Raw genomic sequence first — 26,576 nt, 5'->3', positions numbered from 1 at the left:
GGCCCGCGGCGCGGCACTCAGCCGCCGTGCCACGCGCGGTCGAGCACGCCCAGCGTCGCCAGCGCGCCGCCCTTCAGCCCGATCACGTCCGCACGGCGCGCATGCGCTTCGCGCGCGTTGATGCGAATCACGTCGTCGCCGAGCCGTTCGCTCAGCACGCGCACGGTCGGAATCGCGGTGCCCGCGCCGATCTCGACCACGGCGACGCGCCCGACCCGCGCGATCCAGTCTTCCAGCGCGCGCTCCTGTGCGTCGTAGCGCGCACCGAGCCAGCCGGTGTCGCCAAACATCAGGATGTTCGGCCGCGCGAGGCCGCCGCAGCGCGGGCAGTGCGGCGCTTCGCCGACGAGGCGGCACGTGACTGCGTCGACGTCCGGCACGAACGGCGCCGCATCCCACGTGTCGTCCGAACAGGGACGCAGGCACTGCATCGCATGAATCGAGCCGTGGATCTCGACAATCCGCGCCGGATCGAAGCCGGCTTTCTGGAACTGGCCGTCGACGTTGCTCGTCAGCACGAAGCCGCCGTTCGGCATCGCATCGATCCAGCGGCGCAGGATCGCGAAGCCCGCATGCGGCACCGTCGCGCGGTAAAGCGCGAGACGGTGCCCGTAGAACCCCCACGCGAGCTGCGCGCGCGCACGGAACGCGTGCGGCGATGCGATCTCGTGGAATTCGAAACGCTCGTGGCGCAACGCGGGATACGCGCGCCAGAAGCCGTCCGTGCCGCGAAAATCGGGTAGTCCGGAATCGACGCCGATGCCCGCGCCGGCCGTCACGAGCAATGCGTCGGCGCGCGCGAGCGCATCAACGGCGGAAGCGACGAGATCGGCAGGAAGTTGCGCGACGGCGGCGGTGGAGTCGGTGGAATCGGAGAACGGCATGATGGGGCGGCGATAACGTCGAGCGGTGCACGGGCGGCGTCGCGATCATACGCCGGTTCGGGCGCCGCGCCGCATGTGCCATGCAACGGCATGACGCCGCACTCGTCCGGCCGCTGGCGACGCAGGCGCTGGGCCGATGCGGGGAGCCGCCGGCGATGCCGCGGCCCGGCGCCTCCCCGCCCGTTCAGCTATCCGAATCGTCCTGCGCGACCGGAATCTCGTCGACCGCGAAATAGACCGGCTTGCCGAGGCGCCGCGCGAGGCTGACGTCCGCATCCGCCCCGCGCGACGCGCCGTCGATCCGCCATATCGCATCGCAGCATCGCAGAAGCCGGTGCGCGGCCGGATACAGGAACGCCTCGCTGATTGCGTCGCCGACCTGTCGCGACCCGGCCGCGACGGCGAGCGGCAGCGACACCCATTCGCCGATCATCGGCACATGCCCGCGGCGATACACGGCGAGCGCCGCCGCTTCCAGCCGGTGCAGGTTCGCGGCGATGCGCGCGGGGTCGCCGTCCGTGCTGCTGCGATAGGGGCCGGCGACCAGCACGAGCAGCGGCGTCATGCCGCGCGCGCGCCCGCGGTTTCCCGCAGCGCGACGTACTGCAACAGCATGATCGTCTTCGCATCGACGATCTCGCCGCGCTCGATCGCGTCCAGCGCCGCCTGCAGCGGCATCTCGACGACCTCGAGATCCTCACCCTCTTGCGCGACACCGCCGCCGTCGCCGGTGCGCAGCGACGCATCGTATTCGCCGATGAAGAAATGCAGCTTCTCCGTCACGGAGCCCGGGCTCATGAACGCCTCGAACACCTTGCGCACGCCGCGCACGCGATAGCCGGTCTCCTCCTCGGCCTCCGCGCGGATGCGGGCTTCGGGCGTCGCGTCGTCGAGCAGGCCGGCAGCAGCCTCGAGCAGCATGCCGTCGTGCCCGCTGACGAACGCCGGCATCCGGAACTGCCGCGTCAGCAGCACGTCGCCCGTGTCAGCATTGCGCAGCAGGATGGTCGCGCCATGGCCGCGATCGTAAGTCTCGCGGCTCAAGCGCTGCCACGTTCCGTCACGGCGCAGGTAATCGAACGTCACCTTCTTCAGCACATACCAGTCATCGGACAGCACCGTCGACTCGACGATGCGGACTCGGTCCCGCGTTGCAGCCATCCCAGCCTCCCGTTCGACAAAAGACGGTGCCCATGGTAACGTGCATATTCGTGCAATTTCAAGAATTTTCGTGCAAACACGATGCTGACGACGCAACGCAAGAAAGCGATCCTCGACGCACTCGCGCGCGACGGCCAGGTGCTGGCGGTCGAGCTGAGCGCGCAATTCGGCGTGTCCGAAGACACGGTCCGCCGCGACCTGCGCGAGCTCGCGGCCGAAGGCCTGCTGCAGCGCGTACATGGCGGCGCGCTGCCGGCGTCGCCGGCCGTCGCGCCGTTCGCACAGCGCGAGGCCCTCGAAACGGCGGAAAAGCGCCGCATCGCGCGGCGGGCCGCGGAGATGATCGCGCCCGGGCAAGTGGCGATCGTCGACGGCGGCACGACATCGGCGCTGCTCGTCAGCCAGTTGCCGGCCGACCTGCGCGCGACGATCGTCACGCACAGCCCGAGTGTCGCGGTCGCGCTGGCCGCGCATCCGTCGATCGACGTGATCCTGATCGGCGGGCGGCTCTACAAGCATTCGATCGTCGCCGTCGGCGCCGCGGCGATCGAAGGTATTTCGCGCATCCATGCGGACCTGTACTTCATGGGCGTCACGGGCGTGCATCCGGTCGCGGGGCTGAGCACCGGCGATTTCGAGGAAGCCGCGATCAAGCGCGCGCTGGCCGAACGCGCAGCCGAGACGGTCGTGCTCGCGTCGCAGTCGAAACTGCGCGCGGCGTCGCAGTTCGTGATCGGCGACCTCACGCTGGCACAGACCGTCGTGGTCGAGAAGGAAACCGACGCCGCGCTGACGAAGCCGATCGAGGCGGCGGGCGTGACGGTCGTGCGCGCGTAGCAGCGCCGGTCCGCAACCGCGCGGGGGCGCACCGGATGGTGCTCGTCGAATCGGCTGCGGGTTTTGATTACACCCGTGCGGAACCCATGTCAGCGTGCTGACAGGCGCCTCTTGCTAACATGGGCGCCCGCCCAATCGCCACGCGCTGCCTGCCCGATGCCCTCGCCCTACGCCACGCCCCCATCGGCGCCACCCGCCGGCGATGCGCCGCCGCCCGGCATCCTCGCGCTGTTCGTCGTGTTCGCGCAGATCGGCCTGACCAGCTTCGGCGGCGGGCTGAGCGGGCGGATGATGCGCGACTTCGTATACGAGCGGCGCTGGCTCGACGAAGAAGCGTTCCTCAACGGCCTCGCGCTGTCGCAGGCGCTGCCGGGCGTCAACGTGAAGAACCTCGCGATCTGGATCGGCTACCGGCTCGCCGGATGGCGCGGCGCGGTGGCCGGCTTCACCGGCATCATCGCGCCGCCGGCCGTGCTGATCGTGCTGTTCGGCGTGGCGTTCTCGACCCTCACGCGCTTTCCGCTCACGCATGTCGCGCTCGCCGGCGCGGCGGCCGCGGCGATCGGGTTGTCGATCTCGATGGCGATCACCGCCGTGCGCCGGCTGCCGCGCCGCGCGCTGCCGTTCGCGGTGATGGCACTCACCTTCGTGTCGGTTGCCGTGCTGCACTGGCCGCTCGTGTGGACCGTACTGATCGGCGGCGCGCTGAGCGTCGCGCTCGAATACCGCCGCGCGGCCGCGGCCTCGGGCGGGAGCGACACGCCATGACCGCGTCGCAACGCTACGCCGCGCTGTTCGGCGTGTTCGCGCCGCTGTCGATCGCGACGATCGGCGGCGGACAGGCGATCATCGCCGACATCCAGCGGCAGGTCGTCGACGTGCATCACTGGATGACCGCCACGCAATTCGTGAACGACTTTGCGATCGCGCGGATGGCGCCGGGCCCCGGCTCGCTGCTGGCGACGCTGATCGGCTGGCAGGTAGCCGGCTTCTGGGGCGCGGTGATCGCCACGCTCGCGCTGTTCGGCCCGACCGCGTTCCTGATCTACGGCGTCGCGCACCTGTGGCGGCGGCACCAGGGTACGCGCTGGCAAGTCGCGCTCGAGGCCGGCCTGCGCCCGGTCGCGGCCGGCATGATCCTCGCGTCGGTGTGGGTCTTGCTGAAGGTGCTGGACGGCGGCTGGCCCGCGCGCGCGATTGCCGTCGCGTCGACGCTGTGCGTGATGTATACGCGCGTTCATGCGCTGTTGCTGATCGCGGTGGGCGCACTGCTGCTCGTCGGCGTGCACGCGATCGGCATGTGACACGCGGCAGCGCGGCAAGCAATGGCGGCCGCGCACGATGCGACCGGCGCCTGAATCGCAGCGCCGGCGTCCTGCCTTGCCCACCACCCCGTTCGTCACGAACGATCGCTCGCCCCCGTGCGTGGCGCATTGCCTAGACGCCGCGAAACACCGGCGCGCGGCGCTCCGCGAACGCGCGCAGCCCTTCGTCGAAATCCGCGCCTTCGCACGCGTGCCGGCGCAACTCGGCAATCCGTTCGAACGCGTCGACCGGCAACGGCCGCGCGTCCTGCAGCACGCGCAACTGCTCCTTCACGGCGTGCACCGCGAGCGGCGCCTTCGCGGCAATCGTGCGCGCGACGTCGAGCGCCGCGTCGTCGACGCCGCCCGCTTCGGCCAGCCGGTTCACGAGCCCGTGATGCGCGGCGCGCTCCGCATCGAGCGGCTGCGCACAGAAGAACATTTCCTTCAGCACGTGGATCGGCAGGTTGTCGTAGAAGCGTAGCAGGCCGCTCGTCGAATACGGCAGGCCGATGTTCGCGGGCGTCATCGCGAAACGCGCGTCGCGCGCCGCGACGACGAGGTCACAGCTCATCACGAGATCGACCGCTCCGCCCCACGCCGACCCCGCCACCGCCGCGATCACCGCGCCCGGATAGGTCCGCACGCGCCGCAGCGCCCGTTCGAGCGGCTTGCCGTACGCGAGCGGATCGCGGTCGTCGGCCAGTTCGCGCAGGTCGTGCCCCGCGCTCCACACGTCGCCGCTGCCGTCGTTCGACAGGATCACGACGGGCGGCGGACGATGCTCGGCAAGCGCATCGAGGCGCGCGACGAGCGCATCGAGCAACGGCGCGTCGAGCGCGTGCCGCCGCGCCGGATTCGAGAACCGCACACGCGCGATCCGCTCGCCGACCATGTCGACCGTCACGTACGACGCGCTGTCGTGTTTCGTCAGGTCGCTCATTGCACGGCCTCCGCCACCGCTTCCGCCTGGAAGATCGCGCGTTCGGCCAGCAGCGCGTCGATCGCGTCGTCGCCGTAGCCCGCTTCGCGCAGCACGTCGACCGTATGCTCGCCGAGCAGCGGCGGCGCATGGCGCGTGCGCGGCGCCGGCACGTCGTCGCCCATCCCGCCGAGCGGCGTGACGACCTGACGCAGCATGCCGAGCGTCGGATGCGCAACCGGTTCGACCAGCCCGCAATGCGCGAGCTGCGGATCGTCGAACACTTCGTCGAGCGTATTGATCGGCCCGGCCGGCAGCCCGGCCTCGACGAAACGCTGCGTCCATTCGCGCTTGCCGCGCGTGCGCAGCCGGCTTTCGAGCAAGGCTTTCAGCGCGTCGCGGTGCTCGACGCGCGCATCGTTGGTCGCGAAGCGCGGATCGCTCGGCAGCTCGGGCAGGTCCAGCAACTGGCACAGCCGCAACCACATGTCGGTCGTGATCGGCGCGAGGTTGAGCGGCCCATCGGCCGTCTCGAACACGCCGTACGGCGCGATCACCGCATGCGCATTGCCGGTGCGGCGCGGTACGTCGCCGAGGCTCAGATAGCGTTGCCCGTGCACGCTCAGCAGCGCGACGAGGCTTTCGAGCAGCGACGTGCCGACATGCTGGCCGCGCCCCGTGCGCTCGCGTTCGAACAGCGCGGCCATCACGCCGGTCGCGACCCACATCCCCGAGCTGAGATCGCCGATCGCGGTGCCCGTGCGGGTCGGCTCGCCATCGGGGAAGCCGGTCAGGCTCATCAGCCCCGCATAGCCCTGCGCGATCTGGTCGAAACCCGGCCAGTCGCGCAACGGGCCGCGCGGGCCGAACGCGGTGACGCTGCCCATCACGAGCCGCGGATCGCGCGCACTCAGCGCGTCATAGCCGAGCCCCATCGCGTCCATCGTGCCGGCCTTGAAATTCTCGATCACGACGTCGGCCTGCGCGATCAGCCGCCGCACGACGTCGAGGCCGGCCGGTTGCCGGAAATCCACGCAGATGCCGCGCTTGTTGCGGTTGCAGGACAGGTAGTAGGTGCTCACGCCGCGATCGAACGGCCCCCATGCGCGGCTCATGTCGCCGTTCGGCCCCGACTCGACCTTGATCACGTCGGCGCCGAGATCGGCGAGCACCATCGAGCAGAACGGCCCCGACAGCGCGCGACTCAGATCGACGACCCTGATTCCTTTTAATGCCTGCATTCCGGACTCCTGATATTGATGACGGGATGTTGCGTGTGTTCGGGCGACGGCGGCGCACCGCTCATTCGGGTAGCGTCTGGTGGCGCGTTTCGACCGCGAACGGCAGGATCAGGATGCCGAGCACGAACACGGCCGCTGTCCATGCGACCGGCACGCCGAGCGAACCGTAGCCGTGAATCGCGGCGCCGAGCAGGAAGTTCACGCCCGCGCCGATGAAGCGGCCAGCCGACGCGTTGAACGCGAACGCGGTCGCCCGCACGCGCGTCGGATACTGCTCGGGCAGCCACAGCGAGAAGATCGCGAAGTTGCCGCCGAAGAAACCGAGGAACGCGAGCGACACCATGAATGCCGTGAGCCCGTTCGGCTGGTAGAACGCCCAGCCGAACGCGAAGACGATCGCACCGGCCATGCCCGCGAAATACACGCCGAGCGCGGTACGCCGGCCGAGCCGTTCCGAGAGCCACGGCGCGACCAGGCAGCCGGCGATCGTCGCGCACGACAGGATCGCCGCGCCGATCGACGCGAGCCGCATCGCGCCGATGTGATCGATGCCCGCGCGCGCCGCCAGCGTGCTGACCGCGCTCGCCTCGTAGACCGAGCCGGCCCACAGCCCGACGATCGCGACGCCGACCAGGCTCGCGCTCGTCAGCGTGCGGCGCAGGAGGGCCGGCGCGAAGATCTCGCGCAGCGGATGCGCGCGCCGCGCGTCGGCCACGTCGCCGTCGCGCGCATCGTGCCGGCGCCACTGCCCCGGCTCCTTCACGCGCATCACGGTGAACACCGCGAGCAGCGCGGGAGCGAGCCCGCACAGGAACATCGCGCGCCAGCCGTAGGTCGCACCGATCGTATAGTTCAGGCAGGCCGCGATGAAGAAGCCGAAGTAGTAGCCCGTCTGCAGGTAGCCGGCGCCCATCTTGCGGCGGTCTTCCGGCCAGCTCTCGGCGACGTAGGTGCCCGCAAGCGCCCATTCGCCGCCGACGCCGATCCCGGCGAGCAGCCGGCACGCGGCCAGCGCCCACACGTCGTGCACGAACGCGGCCGCGCCCGTGAACACCGAATAGATCAGGATGCTCGCCGCGAGCGTGCGCACGCGGCCGAAACGATCGGCCAGCGGCCCCCAGATGAACGACAGCCCCCAGCCAATCAGGAACAGTGCGAACAGGATCGAGCCATACATGCCGAGATTCGCGGGCGTCGCCGCGATGCCGGATGCCGGCAGCAATTCGGTCAGTGCGGGAATCAGCACGAGCGCGTAGATCACCGAGTCCACGCCGTCGAGCACCCAGCCCGCATACACGGCCCAGAAGCCCTTGACCTGCTCGCGCGTGAGCGGCGTGCGCCGCGGCTTCACGCCGGCCGCCGACGCGTCGATCGCCTTGAACATCTTCGTCTCCTTGCCGGCGAGGCCGGCGCTTTTGCCGCGTCCGGTCCGGGATGGCCGGCAGGCTGGCTCTTTTGTGAGACGAGTATAGAAACACCATCGATCGGGGAAAAATATGATATTCATCTTGCTCGATCGGATTGGCTTATGGCTTGCATCGGGAGGCGGCGGCGATGGACTTGAGACAGTTGCGCTATTTCGTGAAGGTCGTCGAATGCGGCAACGTCACGCATGCGAGCGAGGCGCTGCATGTCGCGCAGCCGGCGGTGAGCCAGCAGATGCGCAATCTCGAACAGGATCTCGGGATGCAACTGCTCGAACGGAGCGTGCGCGGCGTCGCGCCGACCGCCGCCGGCCGCACGCTGTACCAGCACGCGCTCGAACTGCTGCGCCAGGCCGACGGCACGCGCGAGCTGCTGCGCCGCGACGCCGATACGCCGCAGGGCCGCGTGACGGTCGGGATGCCGTCGAGCACCGCGCGCGTGCTGGCCATCCCGCTCGCGCGCGCGGTGCGCGACCGCTATCCGGGCATCATGCTGGAGCTGATCGAGGCGCCGAGCGCCGATCTCGACACGCTGCTCGAACGCACTCGGCTCGATCTCGCGATCGTCGTCGACGCGGTCGACACGCGCGGCATCGCGATCCACCGGCTGCTGACGGAAACGCTGTACCTGATCACGTGGCCCGAGTTTCCGGTGCAGGGCGATCCCGTACCGCTCGACGCGATCGCGCGAATGCCGCTCGTGCTGCCGAGCGCGCCGAACACGATCCGCAACCGCGTCGACTGGGCAATGCGCGAGGCCGGGCTGTCGTACGAGATCAGCTTCGAGGCGAGCTCGACCGGGCTGCTGTTCGCAGCCGTGATGGCGCAGCTCGGCGTGACGATCCTGCCGTGGACGGCCGCGCACGTCGAGATCGAGGAACGCAAGCTCAAGCTGTCGACGGTCGCGCACCGGCTGTTCGCGCGCGACCTGTCGCTGTGCTGGCACGATACGGCGCTCGTCAGCAACGCGGTGCAGAAGGTGAAGGCCGAGATCGTGCGGCTGTTCGATACGCTCGGGCGACGGCCCGAGTGGGCGGACGGCGATGCCGGCCGCGTGTGACCGGCGCGGCGCGTTGACCGCGATCGGGCCGGCCGCCGGTGCGCGAGCGCCGTTTGCGATCGGCGCGATGACGGCCTCGCTCGCGTGGTTCCTGATGCTCGCCTATGGCGCGCGCGCGTGCCGTGCATGGTTCGCTCGTGTGCTCGCTTGGCGTGTACTCGATTTTTTCGTCGCGGTGATGATGCTCGGCTTCGCGGTTCGTTTCGCGATCGACGCGCTTTAGGCGTCAGCGGCCCGAACCGGGCGAAACGCGTTGTGCGCGTCGGCATGAAGCTCGAAGCCGATGCCCGGCGCTTGCGGCACGGCCGCATTCCCTGCGTCGACGCGTTCACCATCGGCCAGTCCGCTGAACGGTTGGAACGCGAACGGATTGACTTCCGCGCCGCCGAGCGCGAGCGCGGCAACGACGTGCTGCGAGCCGCGATGACAGAGGTCGCGAACCGGGAAGGTATCCGGACGACGACGATATGCGTGGATCGAATCTACAGGCCCGCTCAGGCGAAGACGAAGTACTTGCGCACCGTCTCCACCACTTCCCAGGTCCCTTTCATGCCGGGTTCGATCACGAACACATCGCCGGCTTTCAGGTGCACCGACTCCTCGCCTTCCGGCGTGATGATGCAGTAGCCGTCGAGAAAGTGGCAGTACTCCCATTTCTCGTAGTTCACCTCGAACTTGCCCGGCGTGCAGATCCAGGTGCCCATGATCTTGCTGCCGTCCCTGGAGACGTAGGCGTTGAGGTTCACGGTGTGCGGATCGCCGCCGATGCGCTTCCACTTGGTCGCGTCAAGGACCGGGGTCGGGCAGGTTTCGCGCAGAACGGTGATGAAATCGGACATGTCAGCTCCAGACAAACGATCGGATAAGAGGTCTATCACGTTAGTTCGAAAGCGTTGTCGGGACTTGTATGCTTCCGACACCGACTCGTCTATTTTCGACACGGGCTCGCCTGCGAGAGCGCCGTCCCTGGCATAGGCGCAGCAGCCGTAAAAGAGCGAAGCGTGTCCTCTCGGGGTAAATCTGCGGGAGCGTTGCCGGCCATTCCGTAAACTTCGACACCACTCAATAAACCAGCGCACTCGTAAATGAAGATCCCTGCTGGCCGCTCGTCTGGACCAAAGACAAAATCTCCGAGAACATGCACCCCGGCCCCGGGCGCAGCAGGCTGGCTACCCTTGATCTGAAAATTGATGCTTGCGCAACCGCAGGGGCAGCGCCACGGCATAACCTCTGCTACTGCGAGTTGCTCAAGAAACGCTCGTGCCTCCGGTTCGCCGTGCTCCAGCATCCAGCGAGCGAGCGACATCTCGAAAGCTGAGAGTGGGCGGTTCATTTTCGGCTCTTCAGCAGATCGATCTGGCTATGTGTCAGGCGCTGCGGCCAGGTTGCCGCAACACTGTTGTTTGCGATGAACACGAAGCCGGTGAAGGCTCTATCTGCGATCCTGATATAGCTCTTCCCAATGTTCTCGGCAATGAAATCGAGTGCCGCCTCCATCGGCAAGAAATCACCGACCTTTCGACGGACGTGGACGATGAAATCATCGGCCCCGATCGTGGAGAGCATCTTTCGCAGCAAGTCTCGATCGACAGCACCATCCCGAAAGAGATGTATCCATTCGCACTTGACGAAATCGATCTCTGGATAGTGCTTGAGGACCAGTGAATGAACGCGCCTGGGATTCATGTCGTTCCAACCATCGTCGATTGCCGCTCGGAGAATAGTCGAAAAACGCGACCGACCGCCGATGCCGTCACTTCCAGGACGAACCGCACGGCTCATCGTCAACGGGACCGCAAATATCGAGACCAAGCGCAACGTGCCGCGTACACTCTCTTTCAGATCAATGCATTGCTAACGGTCCAAACTCACCGCCCTTTCCCTCCATGAACAACGGACGAAGGTACTCGCAGAGATGGATGGAGCAGGAAGTAAGCCCTCCGGCACTTCACGACCAAGCCACAAGCCGCCATTGGCTCTTATCTCTACGACTATTCAATTGCCCGGCTGAGGATCTGAATAATGCCAAACGACCATCCCCCACGATGTGCGCTGAGGTCCCGGCATAGGCTCTCCAGCCTCGACATAAACCGAATCTTTCACGGCAGGGCTTTGCCAATAACCGGCGCGCGGACAAGGCTCTCCGGGCAACGCCCGTAGCCTGGGTTGTGCGACAAACTTGGGGAGGTAGGTTTCCTCCTCTGCCGGAATGCTGCCATCCTGGTAACGCTTGTCCTCCCACAGCAGCCGCCAGCGCACCGCCTGTTCGTCGTTGGTACCTTCCAACAGATACTTGTGGGCGATACTACCTTTGAGGAAGTAGCTCGGACATCCGACCTTGCCAACCGAAAGCCATGGCTCCCAGATACCCTCGACAGGAATCTCTTGATCGCTGTAAACCTCGCCGGTCCCGGATTCATTCTTAGGTGGGCAGGGAGGAAGCACTGCGGGATAGCTGCGACCGGGAGGCCAATACCGCCACGCCGGAAGTGGTGCATCTTCAAACATGGATTCATAGGTCCAATGCTCAAAAACACGGGTTCCTCCATCCGCACGTGTTCCGTATGCAAGCATCCCGGTATAACCGAATCCGACCGTGCACTTGAGCGCGTAGCAAATCAATCTCTCGATCCACACGCCCTCCGCGAACCCGGTGGCATACACGGGGTCCGAAAAGTTGGTGTCCTTCAGTCCCAGTGAATGAAAAAACGGATCGTATTTACGACCGATTTCAAGCGCACTCCGTCCAAACAACAGGTCGCCACCTTGCTGGCTTCCTATAACCAGCGCGTCGTATGCTGCTCGTTTGTCAAGACCTCGGCGCAATGCATCGATGCCCAGATCCATGTGCACCAGTGCCCCCAAGAAATCATGTGTGTAGGCTTCCTCAAGCTCCACCTGATTTGGGCTCGGTGTGTCCAGTTGTTTTGCGTACGCGCCGAGAAAGTCCCGATATAGTCCAACGGCGTATTCCAGGAACGTGAAACTCGTCCATTTCTTGAGCAGATAAAACGCCTTTGCTCGCGCATCCTGTTCCTGCTCGGGGGTCATGGTCAAAATATTCAACATCATGGAACCTGTTCGTCCGTCGATTGTTTGCCACCATCGGCTAGCGCTCTTCGCGCATAGCCTTCCTGTCTGATCTTGTCCGATCGTTCACGCTCTGCCAGGAAGAGTGCCCGAGCTTCTGCTTGATCGGGCAGCCTCACGTCGGTCCAATCCGTCCGCTGCGCCTTGACCTGCGTTTTTATCCACTCTGCCACAGGAGCGTTGGTGCCCTGAGCTTGGATTGGTAGATCCCGTGAATGGTGGGTGGCTCACCGGACACCGCCAGCGACGCCACTGCTCCCCCACCGAGCGATGCCAGATTCGCTGCCACCGCCCGCCCCCTTGCCTTCCCCACCCAAACCCCTGTACAATCCGCCGTTCTGCGGGCGTCGTATAATGGCCATTACCTCAGCTTCCCAAGCTGATGACGTGGGTTCGATTCCCATCGCCCGCTCCACTTTCCGGCTGCACGGCAGCCTGCGCATGAGCCGCCTCGTCGAAGGCGGCTTTTTTGTACCCTGTGCCGGTTCCCCCGGCGCACTGCTGCGCGCAACGGGCCCTCGCCCGCAACCGAGCCTTTCTCTGTACCGATGATGCACGACGATCCGAACGAAGCCGGCCTGCCGCCGCACGACGACGCCATTCCCGACGAAGCCGCCGACGGCGCCGACGAAGTCAATCCGCTGCACCACCGCCGCATCCGCAGCTTCGTCACGCGCGCAGGCCGCGTGTCGACCGGCCAGCGCCGCGCGCTCGACGAATTCGGCCCGCGCTTCGTCGTTCCGTATGCGCCGGAGATGCCCGACTGGAATGCGGTGTTCGGCCGCAGCGCGCCGCGCATCCTCGAGATCGGCTTCGGGATGGGCGCATCGACCGCGGAAATCGCCGCGCACCGCCCGGGCGACGACTTCCTCGGCGTCGAGGTGCACGAACCGGGCGTCGGCGCGCTGCTGAAGCTGATAGGCGAACACGATCTGCCGAACATCCGCATCATCCAGCACGACGCGGTCGAGGTGCTCGAGCACATGCTCGCGCCGGAAAGCCTCGACGGCGTGCACATCTTCTTCCCCGATCCGTGGCACAAGGCGCGCCACCACAAGCGCCGGCTGATCCAGCCGCCGCTCGTCGCGCATCTCGCGTCGCGCCTGAAGCCCGGCGCGTACATTCACTGCGCGACCGACTGGCAGAACTACGCGGAACAGATGCTGGAAGTGCTCGGCGCGGAACCGTCGCTCGAAAACACGGCCGCCGACTATGCGCCGCGCCCCGACTACCGCCCGGTGACGAAGTTCGAACGGCGCGGGCTGCGGCTCGGCCACGGCGTGTGGGACCTGGTGTTCCGCAAGCGCGCGAACTGATCGCCACGCAGCCGCACACCGGCTGCACCAGGAACCGCAACGCGTCGCGCGATCGCGCGCCCCAATGAAAAATCCCTGCCTGGCGTAGCCGCGAGGCAGGGATTTTTCGTTTCTGCGCAGTCGGCGAGCGCCGCGGCCCTCACGCCCAGTTCAGCCAGCCGCTGTAACCGACCAGCAGCACGAACAGCCCGAATGCGATCCGATACCACGCGAACACCGTGAAATCGTGCGTCGCGACGTAGCGCAGCAGCCAGCGCACGCACACGAACGCGCTGACGAATGCCGCGACGAGCCCGAGTGCGAACAGGCCGAGCGAATCGACGGTGAACGCCTGCCAGTCCTTGACGGTTTCATAGAGCGTCGCGCCGAAGATGATCGGGATCGCGAGGAAGAACGAGAATTCGGTCGCGACGCGTCGGTCGAGGCCGAACAGCATCCCGCCGATGATCGTCGAACCCGAACGCGACATGCCGGGCACCAGCGCGAAGCACTGCGCGATGCCGACCTTGAGCGCATCGAGCGGCGTCAGCGCATCGACCGACATCACGCGCGGCGGCTCGCTGCGTTCGCGCTGCCGCGCCTCGGCCCACAGGATGATCGCGCCGCCCACGACGAGCGCGAACGCGACGGGCACCGGCGAGAACAGCACGGCCTTGATCTTCTTCTCGAACAGGAGGCCGAGCGCGATCGCGGGAATCGTCGCGATCACGACGTTCAGCGTGAAGCGCCGCGCATCGGGCCGGCTCGGCAGCCCGGACACGATGGACGCGATCCGTTGCCGGTATTCCCAGCAGACCGCGAGGATCGCGCCGAACTGGATCACGACGTCGAAGGTCTTCGCGTGCGAATCGTTGAAATTCAGGAAACTGCCCGCGACGATCAGGTGACCGGTGCTCGACACCGGCAGGAATTCCGTCAGCCCCTCGACGACGCCGAGGATCAATGCCTTGCAGATCAGGATCCAGTCCATCCGTGGCCCAACTCCGAAGTGGTCGAAAGAAAGGGCCTGATTGCCGCCGCGGCCCGCCCGGCCGCGCGCGGCACGACGTCATTTTTCGACGATCGCCACGCGTATGCCGTTTGTAAGAATCGTAATTGTACCGGGTTCGTAGTTCACGCCGGCAAATTGCAGTTGTTCAGGCTTGAACGTGTAGATCGGATAGTTGGTCAGCACCTGCGTTGCGAGCAGGCCGGCGGCCGCGCCGACCTGCTGCGCGTACATCTGTGCATCGCCGTCGAGCACGAGGCTGTCGACGGCCGGCGCCCTCAGTACGACCGAGCGGCTCGGCGCGTCGTACGCGAGCTGGCCCGACACGATGAATTTGCCGCTGACGGGCGCGCGCAGGAACGGGCTCGCGAAATGCGCATCGAGTTGCACGGCGACGCGGTTCTGGTCGGGCAGCAGGTTGACGGCAGGGTTCACGAGCGACACGTCGACGACCTGCGCGACCGTCTTCTGATACGGGAACTTGCGCGCGACGGCTTTCTGCACGTCGCCGCGCGAGAACGTGTAGTGATCGGGGATGAACGGAAATGTCGACGCGCAGGCGGCGAGCGAAAGCGTCACGCCGACGGCGCCGACGCATGCGACGAGAAAACTGCGCCGGCCAGGCGCGCAAGATGCGGTCATGCTGAACAATCTCCTGTATCGGGCGCAGCGGTGATCGGGTGATCGGCGCCGGCCCATGCCGGGCAGTCGACCGGCATGAGTGCTTCGGCGCGCGCCGCGGGTTCCATGCGTCGTATCGGTCTCGAACGTGGCGGGCGGCCCGCTACCGCCCCGAGCCGCCACGATGCGACGGCTGCGTCGCGGCCTCGAGGCGCGTGAGCCACGCGAGCGCGTCGTCGCGCGACGCGCCGCACATGTCGGCGGACGGCTGCAGTCCCGAACAGCACGCGGGACGCTCGGGCCGGCCGAAGATCCGGCAGCGCAGGTCGTCGCCGAGTTGTACGCAGCGCACGCCGGCCGGCTTGCCGTCGGGCATGCCCGGAATCGGGCTGGAAATCGACGGCGCGATGCAGCACGCACCGCAGCCCTCGCGGCACGCGTGCGACGGCGGGACATCGGCGGGCGCCGGGCGGACAGGCATTTCGACGGACACTCGGCTCTCTCGAACGAACAACACAAAACGGTGCGGCAACCGGACACAGCGTCCGGCGGCCCCACCCCGCATTGTGCCATCGCCGGCTGCGACGTTATTACACAATGCAGCCGAATCGCGCGTTTATATACTCGAAAGCATCTAAAAAGCGCGAGACCATCATGCGTTCTGGTTCTGCCGACACAATGTTCCGTCCCGATTTGCTCGCGAAGTACGGCGCGAACGGGCCGCGCTATACGTCGTACCCCACCGCGCTACAGTTCCGCGACGATTTCGACCCGGCTGACTATGCGCGCGCGGCGAGCGACCCCGGCGCGTCGTCGAGCGAGCTGTCGCTGTACTTCCACATCCCGTTCTGCAACACCGCGTGCTTCTACTGCGGCTGCAACAAGATCGCGACCAACAACCGCCGCCGCGCGCGTCCGTATCTCGACCAGCTCAAGCGCGAGATGGCGCTGCAGGCCGCGCTGTTCGATCCGGCGCGTCCCGTCACGCAGCTGCACTGGGGCGGCGGCACGCCGACCTTCCTGTCCGACGACGAAACGGCCGAGCTGATGGCGGCCACCCGCGAGCACTTCGCGCTCGCGCCGGACGCCGACGCCGAGTTCTCGATCGAGATCGACCCGCGCACGGTCACGCCGGCGACGCTCGTCCACCTGCGCACGATCGGCTTCAACCGGCTGAGCCTCGGCGTGCAGGATTTCGATCCGGTCGTGCAGCAGGCGATCAACCGCATTCAGCCGCTCGCGATGACGGCCGACCTGCTCGGCGCCGCGCGCGCGACGGGCTTCCATTCGGTGAGCGTCGACCTGATCTACGGGCTGCCGCACCAGACGGTCGCCGTGTTCGCGCGCACGCTCGAGACGATCATCGAACTCGCGCCCGACCGGCTGTCGGTGTTCGGCTACGCGCACATGCCGCACCTGTTCAAGATGCAGCGGCAGATCGACGATGCGACGCTGCCGCCGCCCGAAACGCGCATCGCGCTACTCGGCCTCGCGATCGACATGCTGACGTCGGCCGGCTACGTGTACATCGGGATGGACCACTTCGCGCGGCCGTCCGACGAACTCGTGCACGCCCAGCGCAACGGCACGCTGCAGCGCAATTTCCAGGGCTACAGCACGCGCGCGGATACCGATCTCGTCGGTTTCGGCGTGTCGTCGATCGGCAAGGTCGGCGACATCTACACGCAAAATGCGAAGGACCTGCCCGCGTACGGCGCCGCGCTCGACGCGGGCCGGCTGCCGATCGCGCGCGGCGTGCGGCTCACGCCCGACGACCGGCTGCGCCGCGACGTGATCACGCAGCTGATGTGCAACCTCGAACTGCCGTTCTCGCATGTCGAGGCCGCGCACGGCATCCGCTTCGCCGATCATTTCGCGCGCGAGCTCGACGCGCTGCGCCCGTTCGAGCGCGACGGGCTGCTGACGATCGCGGGCGATCGCCTGACGATCCATCCGGCCGGCCGGATGGTCGTGCGCAACATCGCGATGGCGTTCGACGCGTATCTCGGCCAGACGCCGCGGCAGCGCTACTCGCGCACGGTTTAAGGCCCTGGCCGGCCGCACGCGGGCGGCCGGTTTGATACAGTGTGGGGCTTACGCTCCGCCAGAACCCGCACGATGCGCACCACCAAAGCGACCTACGCGGTCGAACGCCTGAAGACCCGCTCCGGCAACCCGCAATTCGCGGCCGTCGCGATGGCGGGCGGCCTGTTCTATCTCGTCGACCGCTCGGGCGGCACCGCCGAGAAGCGCTGCGAGCCGCTGCCGCTCGACGAGTTCGTCAAGTTCGTCGACGAATTCGGCCCTAAAAAGCCGCGCAAGGCGAGCAAGCTCGACATCGCATTCGAGGCACAGATCAAGAAGAGCAAAGGGTAAAGGTCTGTTGCAGGCCGCCTGAAGGCTTCGCCGCCGCCCCGTTTGGTACAATCACGCAGTTTCTCTATCCCCGCTGATGGCCGACCAGGCTGCATGACCACACCATGAATATCGAAAACGCGCGTTTCAACATGATCGAACAGCAGATCCGGCCGTGGGACGTGCTGGATCTGGACATCCTGGGCCTGCTGTCGATCGTCAAGCGTGAAAACTACGTTCAGGCCGAACACCGCGATCTCGCGTTCGCCGATCTCGAACTGCCGCTGCCCGGCGGCCGCAGCAAGATGCTGTTCCCGCGCGTCGAAGCGCGCGTGCTGCAGGAGCTGACGGTCAAGAAGCACGAGAACGTGCTCCTGATCGGCGCGGGCTCGGGCTACCTGGCCGCGCTGTTCGCCCATCGCGCGCAGCACGTGACGGCCGTCGAGATCGATCCGGCGATCGCGAAGTTCGCGGAAGACAACCTTCGCAACGACGGCGTGACGAACGTGGAAGTCGTGCTCGGCGACGGTTCGCGCGGCTGGGCCGGCAAGGCGCCGTACGACGTGATCTGCGTCGCGGGCGGCCTGCCCGTCGTGCCGCAGGAGATGCTCGAACAGCTGAAGATCGGCGGCCGCCTGTCGGCGTTCGTCGGCGGCCGTCCGGTAATGAAGGCGCAGATCATCACGCGCATCGACGACAAGCAGTACCGCGTCGCCGACGTGTTCGAAACCTACATCGACCACCTGGTCAACGCGATCGAGCCGTCGCGCTTCAAATTCTGAGCGGCGGAGCCTCCATGCAGATCCTGACGCCCGCAATGCTCGCGGAATGGCTCGGCGATACGGCGCGCCCTGCGCCGGTCGTGCTCGACGTGCGTGAGCCGTGGGAAATCGCGACCGCGCACATCGCCGGCAGCGTGTCGATCCCGATGCAGCAGATCCCCGCGCGCAGCGAAGAGCTCGACGACGAAGCGGAAATCGTCTGCGTGTGCCATCACGGAATGCGCAGTGCGCAGGTCGCGATGTTCCTCGAATCGCGCGGCTTCACGAAGCTGTACAACCTGCAAGGCGGGATCGACGCGTGGTCGCGCGACGTCGATCCGTCCGTGCCGCGTTACTGACCTTTCCGGCGGCGCATCGCGCGCCGCCGCACCCGGCCGCCGGCAAGTTGCCGCCGGGGCCGCACTGATCTGCCGAACGGGCGCGCGCTGCGCGCCCGTTTCTCTTTCCCGCCCTACTCCGTTTCCTTCAGCGCATCGGCGACGATCGCGAACGGCTCGGCAATCTGCGTGTCCTCGATGATGAGCGGCGGGGAGAACGCGAGGATGTCGCCCGTGTAACGGGATCTCGCGCTCGTCCAGGTGGATCGTTGCGCACGCGCCTGCGTGGTGCGAAGACAGGGTGCACGGCAGACCGAACACCGAGTGCAGGCACCGATACGGGGAAGCACAACCGTGCACCATTTGCGCCCGCGAACCTGCACCGCAACGGATCGCGCATGCTGCACGACGCATCATGCGCACCACCCCGCCGCCGCCCGCTGCCCTGCGCAGGCACGCCGGGCGTGCATCCGCGCGACTGGCACATGCCTTGCGTTACCCCGACGGTTGACGCCGCCACGGCGCACACACATCCAACACGTCAAGGGGAACCCGATGAAACGTCGCAGTCTGTTGAAGTTCGGTTCGATGGCTGGCGCGCTCGCGCTGGCAGGCAAGAGCCCGTTCGCGCAAGCGGCCGATGCGGGCACCGGCCCGATCAAGGTCGGCATCCTGCATTCGCTGTCGGGCACGATGGCGATCTCCGAAACGTCGCTGAAGGACACGGCGCTGATGACGATCGCCGACATCAACAAGAGCGGCGGCGTGATGGGCCGCAAGCTCGAACCCGTGGTGGTCGATCCTGCGTCGAACTGGCCGCTCTTCGCGGAAAAGGCGCGCCAGTTACTCACGCAGGACAAGGTCGCGTGCGTGTTCGGCTGCTGGACGTCGGTGTCGCGCAAGTCCGTGCTGCCGGTGTTCGAGGAACTGAACGGGCTGCTCTATTACCCGGTGCAGTACGAAGGCGAGGAAATGTCGCGCAACGTGTTCTACACGGGCGCCGCGCCGAACCAGCAGGCGATTCCGGCCGTCGAGTACCTGATGAGTGCGGAAGGCGGCGGCGCGAAGCGCTTCTTCCTGCTCGGTACCGACTACGTGTATCCGCGCACGACCAACAAGATCCTGCGCGCGTTCCTGAAATCGAAGGGCGTGAAGGACGCCGACATTCAGGAGGTCTACACGCCGTTCGGTCACAGCGATTACCAGACCATCGTCGCGAACATCAAGAACTTCTCGCAAGGCGGCAAGACGACCGTGATCTCGACGATCAACGGCGACTCCAACGTGCCGTTCTACAAGGAGCTCGGCAACCAGGGGATCAAGGCGACCAACGTGCCGGTCGTCGCGTTCTCGGTCGGCGAGGAAGAACTGCGCGGGATCGACACGAAGCCGCTCGTCGGCCACCTTGCCGCGTGGAATTACTTCATGTCGGTGAAGAACCCGACCAACACGAAGTTCAAGGATCAGTTCGCCGCGTGGGTGAAGGCGAACAACCTGCCAGGCGGCGCGAAGCGCGTGACCAACGACCCGATGGAAGCGACGTACGTGGGCATCCACATGTGGAAGCAGGCGGTCGAGAAGGCGAAGAGCACCGACGTCGACAAGGTGCGCGTCGCGATGATCGGCCAGGCCGTCGCCGCGCCGTCGGGCTTCACGCTCGCGATGGACGGCAACCACCACCTGCACAAGCCGGTGATGATCGGCGAGATCCGCGGCGACGGGCAATTCAACGTCGTGTGGAAAACGAAGACCGCGGTGCGCGCGCAGCCGTGGAGCCCGTTCATTGCGGGCAACCAGGGCAAGCCGGACATCGTCACGTCGATTCCGGCGTTCCTGCGCCGGCAGCGCGCGGCGCTCGCCTGACGTGGTGCGGGCGTCGCGCATCGGCGTGGCGCTCCATTCGTATGCCGATGCCGATGCGCCGGCCGCGCTGGCCGTAACGACCCGCAATCGCCGGCGCATCGCCGCACGAATTCGCTTCCCTACGCCCGACAGGATTTCCCGATGCCTACACGCTTTCGCCGAGCTGCCGTCGCGATCGTTGCCTGCGCCGCCCTCGCGGGCGGGCTGCCGCGCGCCGCGTTCGCGCTGACGGCCGCCGATACCGCCGCGCTCGCCGGCGACGACTTCGACGCGAAGACCACCGCGATCGAACGGATCGCCGCCGACGCCGATCCGCGCGCCGTCGCGCTGCTCAACGCGCTGTCGACCGGCGACGCACTCGCGACCGGCGACGGCCGCCTGCTGATCCAGACCGGAGACACCGCGCACGACGCGCTCACGCAGGCCGCGACGCCGCCCGGCGACACGCAGCCCGTGATGCTGAACAACCTGCTGCGCACGAAGATCGCTGGCGCACTGTCGGGGCTCGCGCTCGCGTCGCCCGACGTCGCCGCGCGGCGCGACGCGATCGATGCGCTGCTGAAGTCGCCGGACCCGGCGCTCAAGCCGATGATCGAGCGCGCCCGCGCGAAGGAAACCGATCCCGCGCTGAAGCGCCGCCTCGACGCACTGTGGGCGATCGCCGCGCTGCACGATGGCGACCCGGCGAAGCGGCTCGAAGCCGTGCAGGTGGTGGCCGCGCGCAGCAATCTCGACATGATCGAACAGTTGCGTCCGCTCGTCGCGAAGAACGCGGACGGCAGCTTCGCGGAGCCCGATGCACGCGTGCGCGACGCCGCGCAGCAGGGGCTCGACGCACTGCACGCGCTGCAGCGCCGCGGCGAGATCGTCGGCACGCTGTTCGCGGGGCTGTCGCTCGGCAGCGTGCTGCTGCTCGCCGCGCTCGGCCTCGCGATCACGTACGGGCTGATCGGCGTGATCAACATGGCGCACGGCGAATTCCTGATGATCGGTGCGTACGCAACTTATGTCGTTCAAACGCTGATCCAGCGCTACGCGCCGGGCGCGTTCGACTGGTATCCGCTCGTCGCCGTACCCGCGTCGTTCGCGGCGGCCGCGCTGGTCGGCATCGTGCTCGAACGGCTCGTGCTGCGGCACCTGTACGGCCGCCCGCTCGAGACGCTGCTGGCGACGTTCGGCGTGAGCCTGATCCTGATCCAGGCGACCCGCATGCTGTTCGGCGCGCAGAACGTGCAGGTCGTGAACCCGTCGTGGATGAGCGGCGGCGTGACCGTGATGCAGAACCTGATCCTGCCGTACAACCGGCTCGCGATCCTCGCGTTCGCGCTCGCGGTGGTGTTCGTCGCATGGGCCGTCCTGACGAAGACGCGGCTCGGCCTGTTCGTGCGCGCGGTCACGCAGAACCGCCGGATGGCCGCGTGCGTCGGCGTGAAGACCGCGCGCGTCGACGCGTATGCGTTCGCGTTCGGCGCGGGCATCGCCGGCCTCGGCGGCTGCGCGCTGTCGCAGATCGGCAACGTGGGCCCCGACCTCGGCCAGAACTACATCATCGATTCGTTCATGGCGGTCGTGCTGGGCGGCGTCGGGCAGATCGCCGGCACCGTGCTCGGCGGCTTCGGACTCGGCCTCGCGAGCAAGGCGATCGAGCCGTTCTGGGGCGCCGTGCTCGCGAAGATCGCGGTCCTCGTGATGATCGTGCTGTTCATCCAGAAGCGTCCGCAGGGCATGTTCGCCCCGAAGGGCCGCAGCGCGGAGGCATGACTTGAATACCCTCACCGAAACGCTGCCGGACCACCCGGCGGCCGCTACGCCCCCCTCCTCCGCACGCACGGCGGACGGCTTCGCACTCGGCCTGCCGCCGCGCCCCGCGCTGCTGTCGCGCCGCGCGTGGCTCGCGCTGGTCGCGCTGTGCATCGCGATCGGCGTCGGCGTGCCGCTCGCCGCGCTCGTCGCGCCGGAATCGAGCGCGTTCCATCTGTCCGCTTACGCGATGACGCTCACGGGCAAGCTGATGTGCTACGCGATCGCCGCGCTCGCGCTCGATCTCGTATGGGGCTACTGCGGGATCCTGAGCCTCGGCCACGGCCTGTTCTTCGCGCTCGGCGGCTATGCGATCGGCATGTACCTGATGCGCGAGATCGGCCGCGATGGCAAGTACGGCAGCGACCTGCCCGACTTCATGGTGTTCCTCGACTGGCACCAGTTGCCGTGGTACTGGAGCGGCACGCAGCATCTCGCGGTCGCGCTGCTGCTGGTCGTGCTCGTGCCGGCCGTGCTCGCGTGGGTGTTCGGCTTCTTCACGTTCCGCTCGCGCGTGAAGGGCGTGTACCTGTCGATCATCACGCAGGCGCTGACGTTCGCCGCGATGCTGCTGTTCTATCGCAACGAGACCGGCTTCGGCGGCAACAACGGCTTCACCGACTTCAAGCGCATCGCCGGCTTCGCGATCACGTCGCCCGGCACGCGCACAGTGCTGTTGCTGCTGACATTTGCGACGCTCGTGCTCGCGTTCATCGCCGCGCGCGCGATCGTCACGAGCAAGCTCGGGCGCGTCGTCACCGCAGTGCGCGACGGCGAGACGCGGCTGATGTTCCTCGGCTACAGCCCGCTCGCGTACAAGCTGTTCGTGTGGACCGTGTCGGCCGTGCTGTGCGGCATCGCAGGCGCGTTGTACGTGCCGCAGGTCGGCATCATCAATCCCGGCGAGATGTCGCCCGGCAACTCGATCGAGATGGCGATCTGGGTCGCGGTGGGCGGGCGCGGCACGCTGATCGGGCCGATCGTCGGCGCGTTCGCGGTGAACGGCGCGAAGAGCCTGTTTACCGCGTACTTCGCCGAATACTGGCTGTTCTTCCTCGGCCTGATCTTCGTGCTCGTGCCGCTGCTGCTGCCGCGCGGGATCATGGGCCTCGTCGAAACCCTGCTTGCGAAGGGGAAACGCACATGAACGGAACGGCCCTCTACCAATTCACGCCGCCGCCCGAAGACGAACTGCTGGCCGTCAGCGGCACCGCTTCGATGGGCCGCGTCGTGCCGCCCGGCATCGACACGTCGCACGGCACGATCCTCTACCTCGAGGACATCGAGGTGAGCTTCGACGGCTTTCGCGCGCTGAACAAGCTGTCGCTCGCGATCGACGCGGGCGAGCTGCGCTGCGTGATCGGCCCGAACGGCGCGGGCAAGACGACGATGATGGATGTCGTCACCGGCAAGACGCGCCCCGACTCCGGCAACGTGTTCCTCGGACAGACGCTCGACCTCGCGCGAATGAGCGAGCCTGAGATCGCGCGCGCGGGCATCGGCCGCAAGTTCCAGAAGCCGACCGTGTTCGAGCAACATCCGGTGTGGGAAAACCTCGAACTCGCGATGCAGACCGACAAGGGTTGGCTCGCGTCGCTGCGCGCGCGGCTCGACCGCGCGGCGCAGGCGAAGATCGAGGAGACGCTCGCGCTGATCGGCCTCGAAAGCCACGCGTATCAAGCAGCCGGAGAACTGTCGCACGGGCAGAAGCAGCGGCTCGAGATCGGCATGCTGCTGATGCAGCGCCCCGCGCTACTGCTGCTCGACGAACCGGCGGCCGGAATGACCGACCACGAGACGATGGAACTCGCCGAGCTGCTGAACACGCTGCGCGGCACCTGCTCGATGATGGTCGTCGAGCACGACATGGATTTCGTCGCGGCGCTCGCGGGCGACACGGGCCGCGTGACGGTGATGGCCGAAGGCGCGGTGCTCGCGCAAGGCACGCTCGACCAGGTCAAGCGCGACGACGCGGTGATCGAGTCTTACCTTGGACGATGATGCGATGCTGAAGATCGAAGCGCTGAACCAGTACTACGGCGGCAGCCATATCCTGCGCAACGTCAACCTCTCCGCCGACGACGGCAAGCTCACCGTGCTGCTCGGCCGCAACGGCGTCGGCAAGAGCACGCTGCTGCGCTGCCTGATGGGCGTCGTCGCCGCGAAAAGCGGCACCGTGTCGTGGCGCGGCACGGCGCTCGGCGCGATGCCGCCGTATGCGCGCGTCGCCGCCGGGCTCGCGTACGTGCCGCAGGGCCGCGACATCTTTCCGCGGCTGACCGTCGAGGAGAACCTGCTGGTCGGCGCGGCAAGCCGGAAAGCGCCGTCGAAGGTGCCCGACCGCATCTACGACCTGTTTCCGGTGCTGAAGGACATGCGTGCGCGGCGCGGCGGCGACCTGTCGGGCGGCCAGCAGCAGCAGCTCGCGATCGGCCGCGCGCTGATGAGCGAGCCGCAGTTGCTGATCCTCGACGAGCCGACCGAGGGTATTCAGCCGTCGATCATCCAGGACATCGGCCGCACGTTGCGGCAACTCGTGGACGAATCGAAGATGACGGTGCTGCTCGTCGAACAGTATTACGACTTCGCACGTTCGATCGCGGATCGGTACTGGGTGATGAGCCGCGGGGAGATCGTGGCGGGGGGCGACGCGCGGGACATGGAAGCGAACGGCGTGCGGGAACTGATTGCGGTCTGACGCGGGGCGCGGCAGCGGGCATCGGCGGCCGGTTCGCGGCTCGGCCGAAACCGGCGCCTTCAACGAACGCGGCATCTGGATTATTGTTCCGGTAGCATCCACGTTCTTCGCGCCCGCTTTCCTCCGTCCGCCACGTTTCCCGTTCGCAGCCGATGTCCGCCCCCGATTCCCGCGCCCCGCTGTCCCGCCCCGCCGTCGCCAAGTCGTGGCGCGGCCGCCTCGAACTCGGCTTCGAGCGGCACGGCGCGCGCACGACCCTCGCGCACCGGCTGCACGAAGGCCCTCTGCGCGTGCAGCGGCCGCTGTACCCGGAAGGCGACGCGATCTGCCACGCGGTGATCGTCCACCCGCCGGGCGGCGTCGCGGGCGGCGACCGGCTCGACATCGACATTGCGCTCGGCGACGGCACGCACGCGGTGCTGACGACGCCCGGCGCGACCAAGTGGTACAAGTCGAACGGCCTCGATGCGACGCAGCGCATCGGCATCGCCGTCGGCCGCGACGCGAAGCTCGACTGGCTGCCGCAGAACAACCTGTTCTTCGACGCAGCGCACGCATCGCTCGACTGCACGGTGACGCTCGGTGCGGGCGCGAGCGCGATCGGCTGGGACGCGACGCAGCTCGGCCGGCAGGCGGCCGGCGAAACCTGGTCGGCGGGCCGCATCGCGTCGACCTCGGCGCTCGTCGATGCCGACGGCCGGCCGCTATGGACCGAGCGCGCGCTGCTCGACGCGCACGATCCGCTGCGCGGCGCGCTGCAGGGCCTCGCAGGCTTTCCCGCATACGGCACGCTGTGGGCGGCCGGCGCCGCGTGCGACGCCGCGCTCGCCGAATCGCTCGCCGAGCGGATGCCGTTCGACGCGACGCTGCGCGCAGGCGTGACCTGCGTGACGCCCGGCGTCGTGCTCGTGCGCGCGCTGTCGACGTCGATGGAAGCGCTGCAGCGCCACTTCACCGACTGCTGGCTGCGGTTGCGGCCGATCGTGCACGGCGTCGATGCACGACCGCTGCGCCTCTGGCAAACCTGAGCGCGCTCGCGCCACGCACCGTTTCGGCGCAGCAGCGCATCCGGCGCTGCACGTTACCCATGCACCGCGCACCACGAACGCGCATCGCACGACGTTCCATGCACATGGCACGCGCCTTGCTGCTTACATAACCGATACACGACGCACGCAAAACAGCGCAGTGCTACGATGATCCGCGCATCCGCCCGCTTGCATGCGCACCGATAAAAATTACGTTTTCCTGAACGTTTGCCTTCATGAAACTGACTCCCCGAGAAAAGGACAAGCTGCTGATCTTCACGGCGGCGCTGCTGGCCGAACGCCGTCGCGCGCGCGGCCTGAAGCTCAACTATCCGGAGGCGGTCGCCTTCATCACCGCCGCGCTGATGGAAGCCGCGCGCGACGGCAAGACCGTCGCCGAGGTGATGCACTACGGCACGACGCTGCTCACGCGCGACGACGTGATGGACGGCGTGCCGGAAATGATTCCCGACATCCAGGTCGAGGCGACCTTCCCCGACGGCACGAAGCTCGTGACCGTCCATCACCCGATTCCGTGAGGCACCGCGCATGATCCCCGGCGAAATCCTCACCGACGACGGCGAACACGAACTGAACGCGGGCCGCGAAACGCTGACGCTCGTCGTCGCGAACACCGGCGACCGCCCGGTGCAGGTCGGCTCGCACTACCACTTCTTCGAAGTCAACGACGCACTGTCGTTCGACCGCGCGGCCGCGCGCGGCTTCCGGCTCAACATCGCGGCCGGCACGGCCGTGCGCTTCGAGCCGGGCCAGACGCGCACCGTCGAGCTCGTCGCGCTGGCGGGCGATCGCGCCGTCTACGGTTTTCAGGGCAAGGTGATGGGGCCGCTCTGAGCGACGCCTCACGCCCGTCTCTTCAGGAAC

30 protein-coding genes, 1 tRNA gene and 2 pseudogenes are annotated in these 26,576 nt (G+C 67.2%); 19 read left to right on the top strand and 14 right to left on the bottom strand.

Annotation, left to right across the window (positions count from 1 at the left end):
• Positions 1 to 17 precede the first annotated feature (17 nt).
• The 3 genes from CUJ89_RS04760 to CUJ89_RS04750 form a co-directional block, all read right to left on the bottom strand.
• On the bottom strand, positions 18 to 884 hold the full coding sequence (locus tag CUJ89_RS04760) for an SIR2 family NAD-dependent protein deacylase (protein WP_114176347.1): 867 nt from the start codon (positions 882 to 884) through the stop codon (positions 18 to 20).
• Positions 885 to 1,068: 184 nt separating this feature from the next.
• Positions 1,069 to 1,449, bottom strand: coding sequence for a DUF4406 domain-containing protein (locus tag CUJ89_RS04755; protein WP_114176346.1), 381 nt, complete (start codon positions 1,447 to 1,449; stop codon positions 1,069 to 1,071).
• Entirely contained in the window at positions 1,446 to 2,045 is a 600-nt protein-coding gene (locus tag CUJ89_RS04750) for an NUDIX domain-containing protein (protein WP_114176345.1), read from the bottom strand. Before CUJ89_RS04750 ends, CUJ89_RS04755 begins: the two co-directional genes overlap by 4 nt.
• Positions 2,046 to 2,126: 81 nt before the next feature.
• On the opposite strand from CUJ89_RS04750, the gene CUJ89_RS04745 reads away from it, so the two are divergent.
• The 3 genes from CUJ89_RS04745 to CUJ89_RS04735 all read left to right on the top strand — a co-directional run bounded on the left by CUJ89_RS04745 (position 2,127) and on the right by CUJ89_RS04735 (position 4,186).
• Positions 2,127 to 2,882 (top strand): DeoR/GlpR family DNA-binding transcription regulator, encoded by a 756-nt coding sequence (locus tag CUJ89_RS04745; RefSeq protein ID WP_114176344.1) that lies wholly within the window; start codon positions 2,127 to 2,129, stop codon positions 2,880 to 2,882.
• 156 nt (positions 2,883 to 3,038) lie between these two features.
• Complete coding sequence (locus tag CUJ89_RS04740; protein WP_114176343.1) at positions 3,039 to 3,650, top strand: chromate transporter; 612 nt, start codon at positions 3,039 to 3,041, stop codon at positions 3,648 to 3,650.
• Positions 3,647 to 4,186 carry a chromate transporter gene (locus CUJ89_RS04735; RefSeq protein WP_114176342.1) on the top strand — a complete coding sequence of 180 codons (540 nt, stop codon included), beginning with the start codon at positions 3,647 to 3,649 and terminating at the stop codon, positions 4,184 to 4,186. Before CUJ89_RS04740 ends, CUJ89_RS04735 begins: the two co-directional genes overlap by 4 nt.
• A 133-nt stretch (positions 4,187 to 4,319) precedes the next feature.
• Here the strand turns inward: CUJ89_RS04735 and scpB are convergent, their stop codons facing one another.
• The 3 genes from scpB to CUJ89_RS04720 form a co-directional block, all read right to left on the bottom strand.
• A complete protein-coding gene (gene scpB, locus CUJ89_RS04730) occupies positions 4,320 to 5,129 on the bottom strand; it encodes a methylmalonyl-CoA decarboxylase (protein ID WP_114176341.1) in 810 nt (269 codons plus the stop codon).
• Positions 5,126 to 6,349, bottom strand: a complete 1,224-nt coding sequence (locus CUJ89_RS04725; protein ID WP_114176340.1) for a CaiB/BaiF CoA transferase family protein — start codon at positions 6,347 to 6,349, stop codon at positions 5,126 to 5,128. The genes scpB and CUJ89_RS04725 overlap by 4 nt, the downstream gene beginning before the upstream one ends.
• Positions 6,350 to 6,410: 61 nt before the next feature.
• The gene (locus tag CUJ89_RS04720; protein ID WP_114176339.1) at positions 6,411 to 7,733 is read right to left on the bottom strand and encodes an MFS transporter; all 1,323 of its coding nucleotides are present in this window, start codon (positions 7,731 to 7,733) and stop codon (positions 6,411 to 6,413) included.
• A 170-nt stretch (positions 7,734 to 7,903) separates the two neighbouring features.
• Between CUJ89_RS04720 and CUJ89_RS04715 the strand changes: the two genes are divergently transcribed.
• Together CUJ89_RS04715 and CUJ89_RS04710 are read left to right on the top strand one after the other, a co-directional pair.
• Complete coding sequence (locus CUJ89_RS04715) at positions 7,904 to 8,833, top strand: LysR substrate-binding domain-containing protein (RefSeq protein WP_114176338.1); 930 nt, start codon at positions 7,904 to 7,906, stop codon at positions 8,831 to 8,833.
• Between the two features lie 13 nt (positions 8,834 to 8,846).
• Complete coding sequence (locus tag CUJ89_RS04710) at positions 8,847 to 9,056, top strand: LysE family transporter (RefSeq protein ID WP_236654922.1); 210 nt, start codon at positions 8,847 to 8,849, stop codon at positions 9,054 to 9,056.
• Here the strand turns inward: CUJ89_RS04710 and CUJ89_RS38460 are convergent.
• The 4 genes and pseudogenes from CUJ89_RS38460 to CUJ89_RS04690 form a co-directional block, all read right to left on the bottom strand.
• A pseudogene (locus CUJ89_RS38460) lies at positions 9,053 to 9,259 on the bottom strand (mandelate racemase); the annotation flags it as partial. The gene CUJ89_RS04710 and the pseudogene CUJ89_RS38460 sit on opposite strands and share 4 nt — an antisense overlap.
• 68 nt (positions 9,260 to 9,327) lie before the next feature.
• Entirely contained in the window at positions 9,328 to 9,672 is a 345-nt protein-coding gene (locus CUJ89_RS04700) for a cupin domain-containing protein (protein WP_114176337.1), read from the bottom strand.
• 490 nt (positions 9,673 to 10,162) lie between these two features.
• Positions 10,163 to 10,621 (bottom strand): hypothetical protein, encoded by a 459-nt coding sequence (locus tag CUJ89_RS04695; protein WP_152036587.1) that lies wholly within the window; start codon positions 10,619 to 10,621, stop codon positions 10,163 to 10,165.
• Between the two features lie 207 nt (positions 10,622 to 10,828).
• The gene (locus CUJ89_RS04690) at positions 10,829 to 11,905 is read right to left on the bottom strand and encodes an Imm72 family immunity protein (RefSeq protein WP_114176335.1); all 1,077 of its coding nucleotides are present in this window, start codon (positions 11,903 to 11,905) and stop codon (positions 10,829 to 10,831) included.
• 358 nt (positions 11,906 to 12,263) lie between these two features.
• Here CUJ89_RS04690 and CUJ89_RS04680 point away from each other — a divergent pair.
• Both CUJ89_RS04680 and trmB read left to right on the top strand, forming a co-directional pair.
• Positions 12,264 to 12,338, top strand: a tRNA-Gly gene (locus CUJ89_RS04680).
• Positions 12,339 to 12,471: 133 nt separating this feature from the next.
• Positions 12,472 to 13,239: a tRNA (guanosine(46)-N7)-methyltransferase TrmB gene (trmB, locus tag CUJ89_RS04675; protein WP_114176334.1), complete on the top strand. Its 768-nt coding sequence runs from the start codon at positions 12,472 to 12,474 to the stop codon at positions 13,237 to 13,239.
• Between the two features lie 139 nt (positions 13,240 to 13,378).
• Here trmB and CUJ89_RS04670 read toward each other — a convergent pair whose 3' ends face one another.
• The 3 genes from CUJ89_RS04670 to CUJ89_RS04660 form a co-directional block, all read right to left on the bottom strand.
• Positions 13,379 to 14,209, bottom strand: coding sequence for an undecaprenyl-diphosphate phosphatase (locus CUJ89_RS04670; protein ID WP_096472655.1), 831 nt, complete (start codon positions 14,207 to 14,209; stop codon positions 13,379 to 13,381).
• Between the two features lie 78 nt (positions 14,210 to 14,287).
• On the bottom strand, positions 14,288 to 14,869 hold the full coding sequence (locus CUJ89_RS04665; RefSeq protein ID WP_114176333.1) for a DUF1439 domain-containing protein: 582 nt from the start codon (positions 14,867 to 14,869) through the stop codon (positions 14,288 to 14,290).
• 142 nt (positions 14,870 to 15,011) lie between these two features.
• Positions 15,012 to 15,329: a YkgJ family cysteine cluster protein gene (locus tag CUJ89_RS04660; RefSeq protein ID WP_114178489.1), complete on the bottom strand. Its 318-nt coding sequence runs from the start codon at positions 15,327 to 15,329 to the stop codon at positions 15,012 to 15,014.
• A 173-nt stretch (positions 15,330 to 15,502) separates the two neighbouring features.
• Here CUJ89_RS04660 and hemN point away from each other — a divergent pair, with 173 nt between their 5' ends.
• The 4 genes from hemN to CUJ89_RS04640 all read left to right on the top strand — a co-directional run bounded on the left by hemN (position 15,503) and on the right by CUJ89_RS04640 (position 18,323).
• Positions 15,503 to 16,894, top strand: coding sequence for an oxygen-independent coproporphyrinogen III oxidase (gene hemN / locus CUJ89_RS04655; protein WP_114176332.1), 1,392 nt, complete (start codon positions 15,503 to 15,505; stop codon positions 16,892 to 16,894).
• Positions 16,895 to 16,966: 72 nt separating this feature from the next.
• A complete protein-coding gene (locus CUJ89_RS04650; RefSeq protein WP_114176331.1) occupies positions 16,967 to 17,224 on the top strand; it encodes a hypothetical protein in 258 nt (85 codons plus the stop codon).
• Positions 17,225 to 17,328: 104 nt separating this feature from the next.
• The gene (locus CUJ89_RS04645) at positions 17,329 to 17,985 is read left to right on the top strand and encodes a protein-L-isoaspartate O-methyltransferase family protein (RefSeq protein WP_114176330.1); all 657 of its coding nucleotides are present in this window, start codon (positions 17,329 to 17,331) and stop codon (positions 17,983 to 17,985) included.
• A 14-nt stretch (positions 17,986 to 17,999) separates the two neighbouring features.
• Entirely contained in the window at positions 18,000 to 18,323 is a 324-nt protein-coding gene (locus CUJ89_RS04640) for a rhodanese-like domain-containing protein (RefSeq protein WP_114176329.1), read from the top strand.
• Positions 18,324 to 18,436: 113 nt separating this feature from the next.
• Here CUJ89_RS04640 and CUJ89_RS04635 read toward each other — a convergent pair.
• Positions 18,437 to 18,553: pseudogene (locus CUJ89_RS04635) on the bottom strand (beta 1,6 glucan synthase); the annotation flags it as partial.
• A 304-nt stretch (positions 18,554 to 18,857) separates the two neighbouring features.
• On the opposite strand from CUJ89_RS04635, the gene urtA reads away from it, so the two are divergent.
• The 8 genes from urtA (at position 18,858) to CUJ89_RS04590 (ending at position 26,546) form a co-directional block, all read left to right on the top strand.
• Positions 18,858 to 20,165: an urea ABC transporter substrate-binding protein gene (gene urtA / locus CUJ89_RS04630; protein ID WP_114176328.1), complete on the top strand. Its 1,308-nt coding sequence runs from the start codon at positions 18,858 to 18,860 to the stop codon at positions 20,163 to 20,165.
• Between the two features lie 141 nt (positions 20,166 to 20,306).
• Positions 20,307 to 21,926, top strand: coding sequence for an urea ABC transporter permease subunit UrtB (gene urtB, locus CUJ89_RS04625; protein WP_114176327.1), 1,620 nt, complete (start codon positions 20,307 to 20,309; stop codon positions 21,924 to 21,926).
• Position 21,927: 1 nt separating this feature from the next.
• Positions 21,928 to 23,112 (top strand): urea ABC transporter permease subunit UrtC, encoded by a 1,185-nt coding sequence (urtC, locus tag CUJ89_RS04620; protein ID WP_114176326.1) that lies wholly within the window; start codon positions 21,928 to 21,930, stop codon positions 23,110 to 23,112.
• On the top strand, positions 23,109 to 23,966 hold the full coding sequence (urtD, locus tag CUJ89_RS04615; protein WP_114176325.1) for an urea ABC transporter ATP-binding protein UrtD: 858 nt from the start codon (positions 23,109 to 23,111) through the stop codon (positions 23,964 to 23,966). The genes urtC and urtD overlap by 4 nt, the downstream gene beginning before the upstream one ends.
• A gap of 4 nt (positions 23,967 to 23,970) precedes the next feature.
• The gene (gene urtE / locus CUJ89_RS04610; RefSeq protein ID WP_114178488.1) at positions 23,971 to 24,663 is read left to right on the top strand and encodes an urea ABC transporter ATP-binding subunit UrtE; all 693 of its coding nucleotides are present in this window, start codon (positions 23,971 to 23,973) and stop codon (positions 24,661 to 24,663) included.
• A 152-nt stretch (positions 24,664 to 24,815) separates the two neighbouring features.
• On the top strand, positions 24,816 to 25,691 hold the full coding sequence (locus tag CUJ89_RS04605; RefSeq protein ID WP_114176324.1) for an urease accessory protein UreD: 876 nt from the start codon (positions 24,816 to 24,818) through the stop codon (positions 25,689 to 25,691).
• Positions 25,692 to 25,927: 236 nt separating this feature from the next.
• Positions 25,928 to 26,230, top strand: a complete 303-nt coding sequence (gene ureA / locus CUJ89_RS04595) for an urease subunit gamma (RefSeq protein WP_006406310.1) — start codon at positions 25,928 to 25,930, stop codon at positions 26,228 to 26,230.
• Positions 26,231 to 26,240: 10 nt separating this feature from the next.
• Complete coding sequence (locus CUJ89_RS04590) at positions 26,241 to 26,546, top strand: urease subunit beta (RefSeq protein ID WP_034182910.1); 306 nt, start codon at positions 26,241 to 26,243, stop codon at positions 26,544 to 26,546.
• The last annotated feature ends 30 nt before the right edge of the window (positions 26,547 to 26,576 follow it).

It is taken from the genome of Burkholderia pyrrocinia, from assembly GCF_003330765.1.
GTDB classification, from domain to species: domain Bacteria; phylum Pseudomonadota; class Gammaproteobacteria; order Burkholderiales; family Burkholderiaceae; genus Burkholderia; species Burkholderia pyrrocinia_B.
Note: the sequence above shows the minus strand (reverse complement) of the source record. Positions and strands in the feature narration are given on the sequence as shown.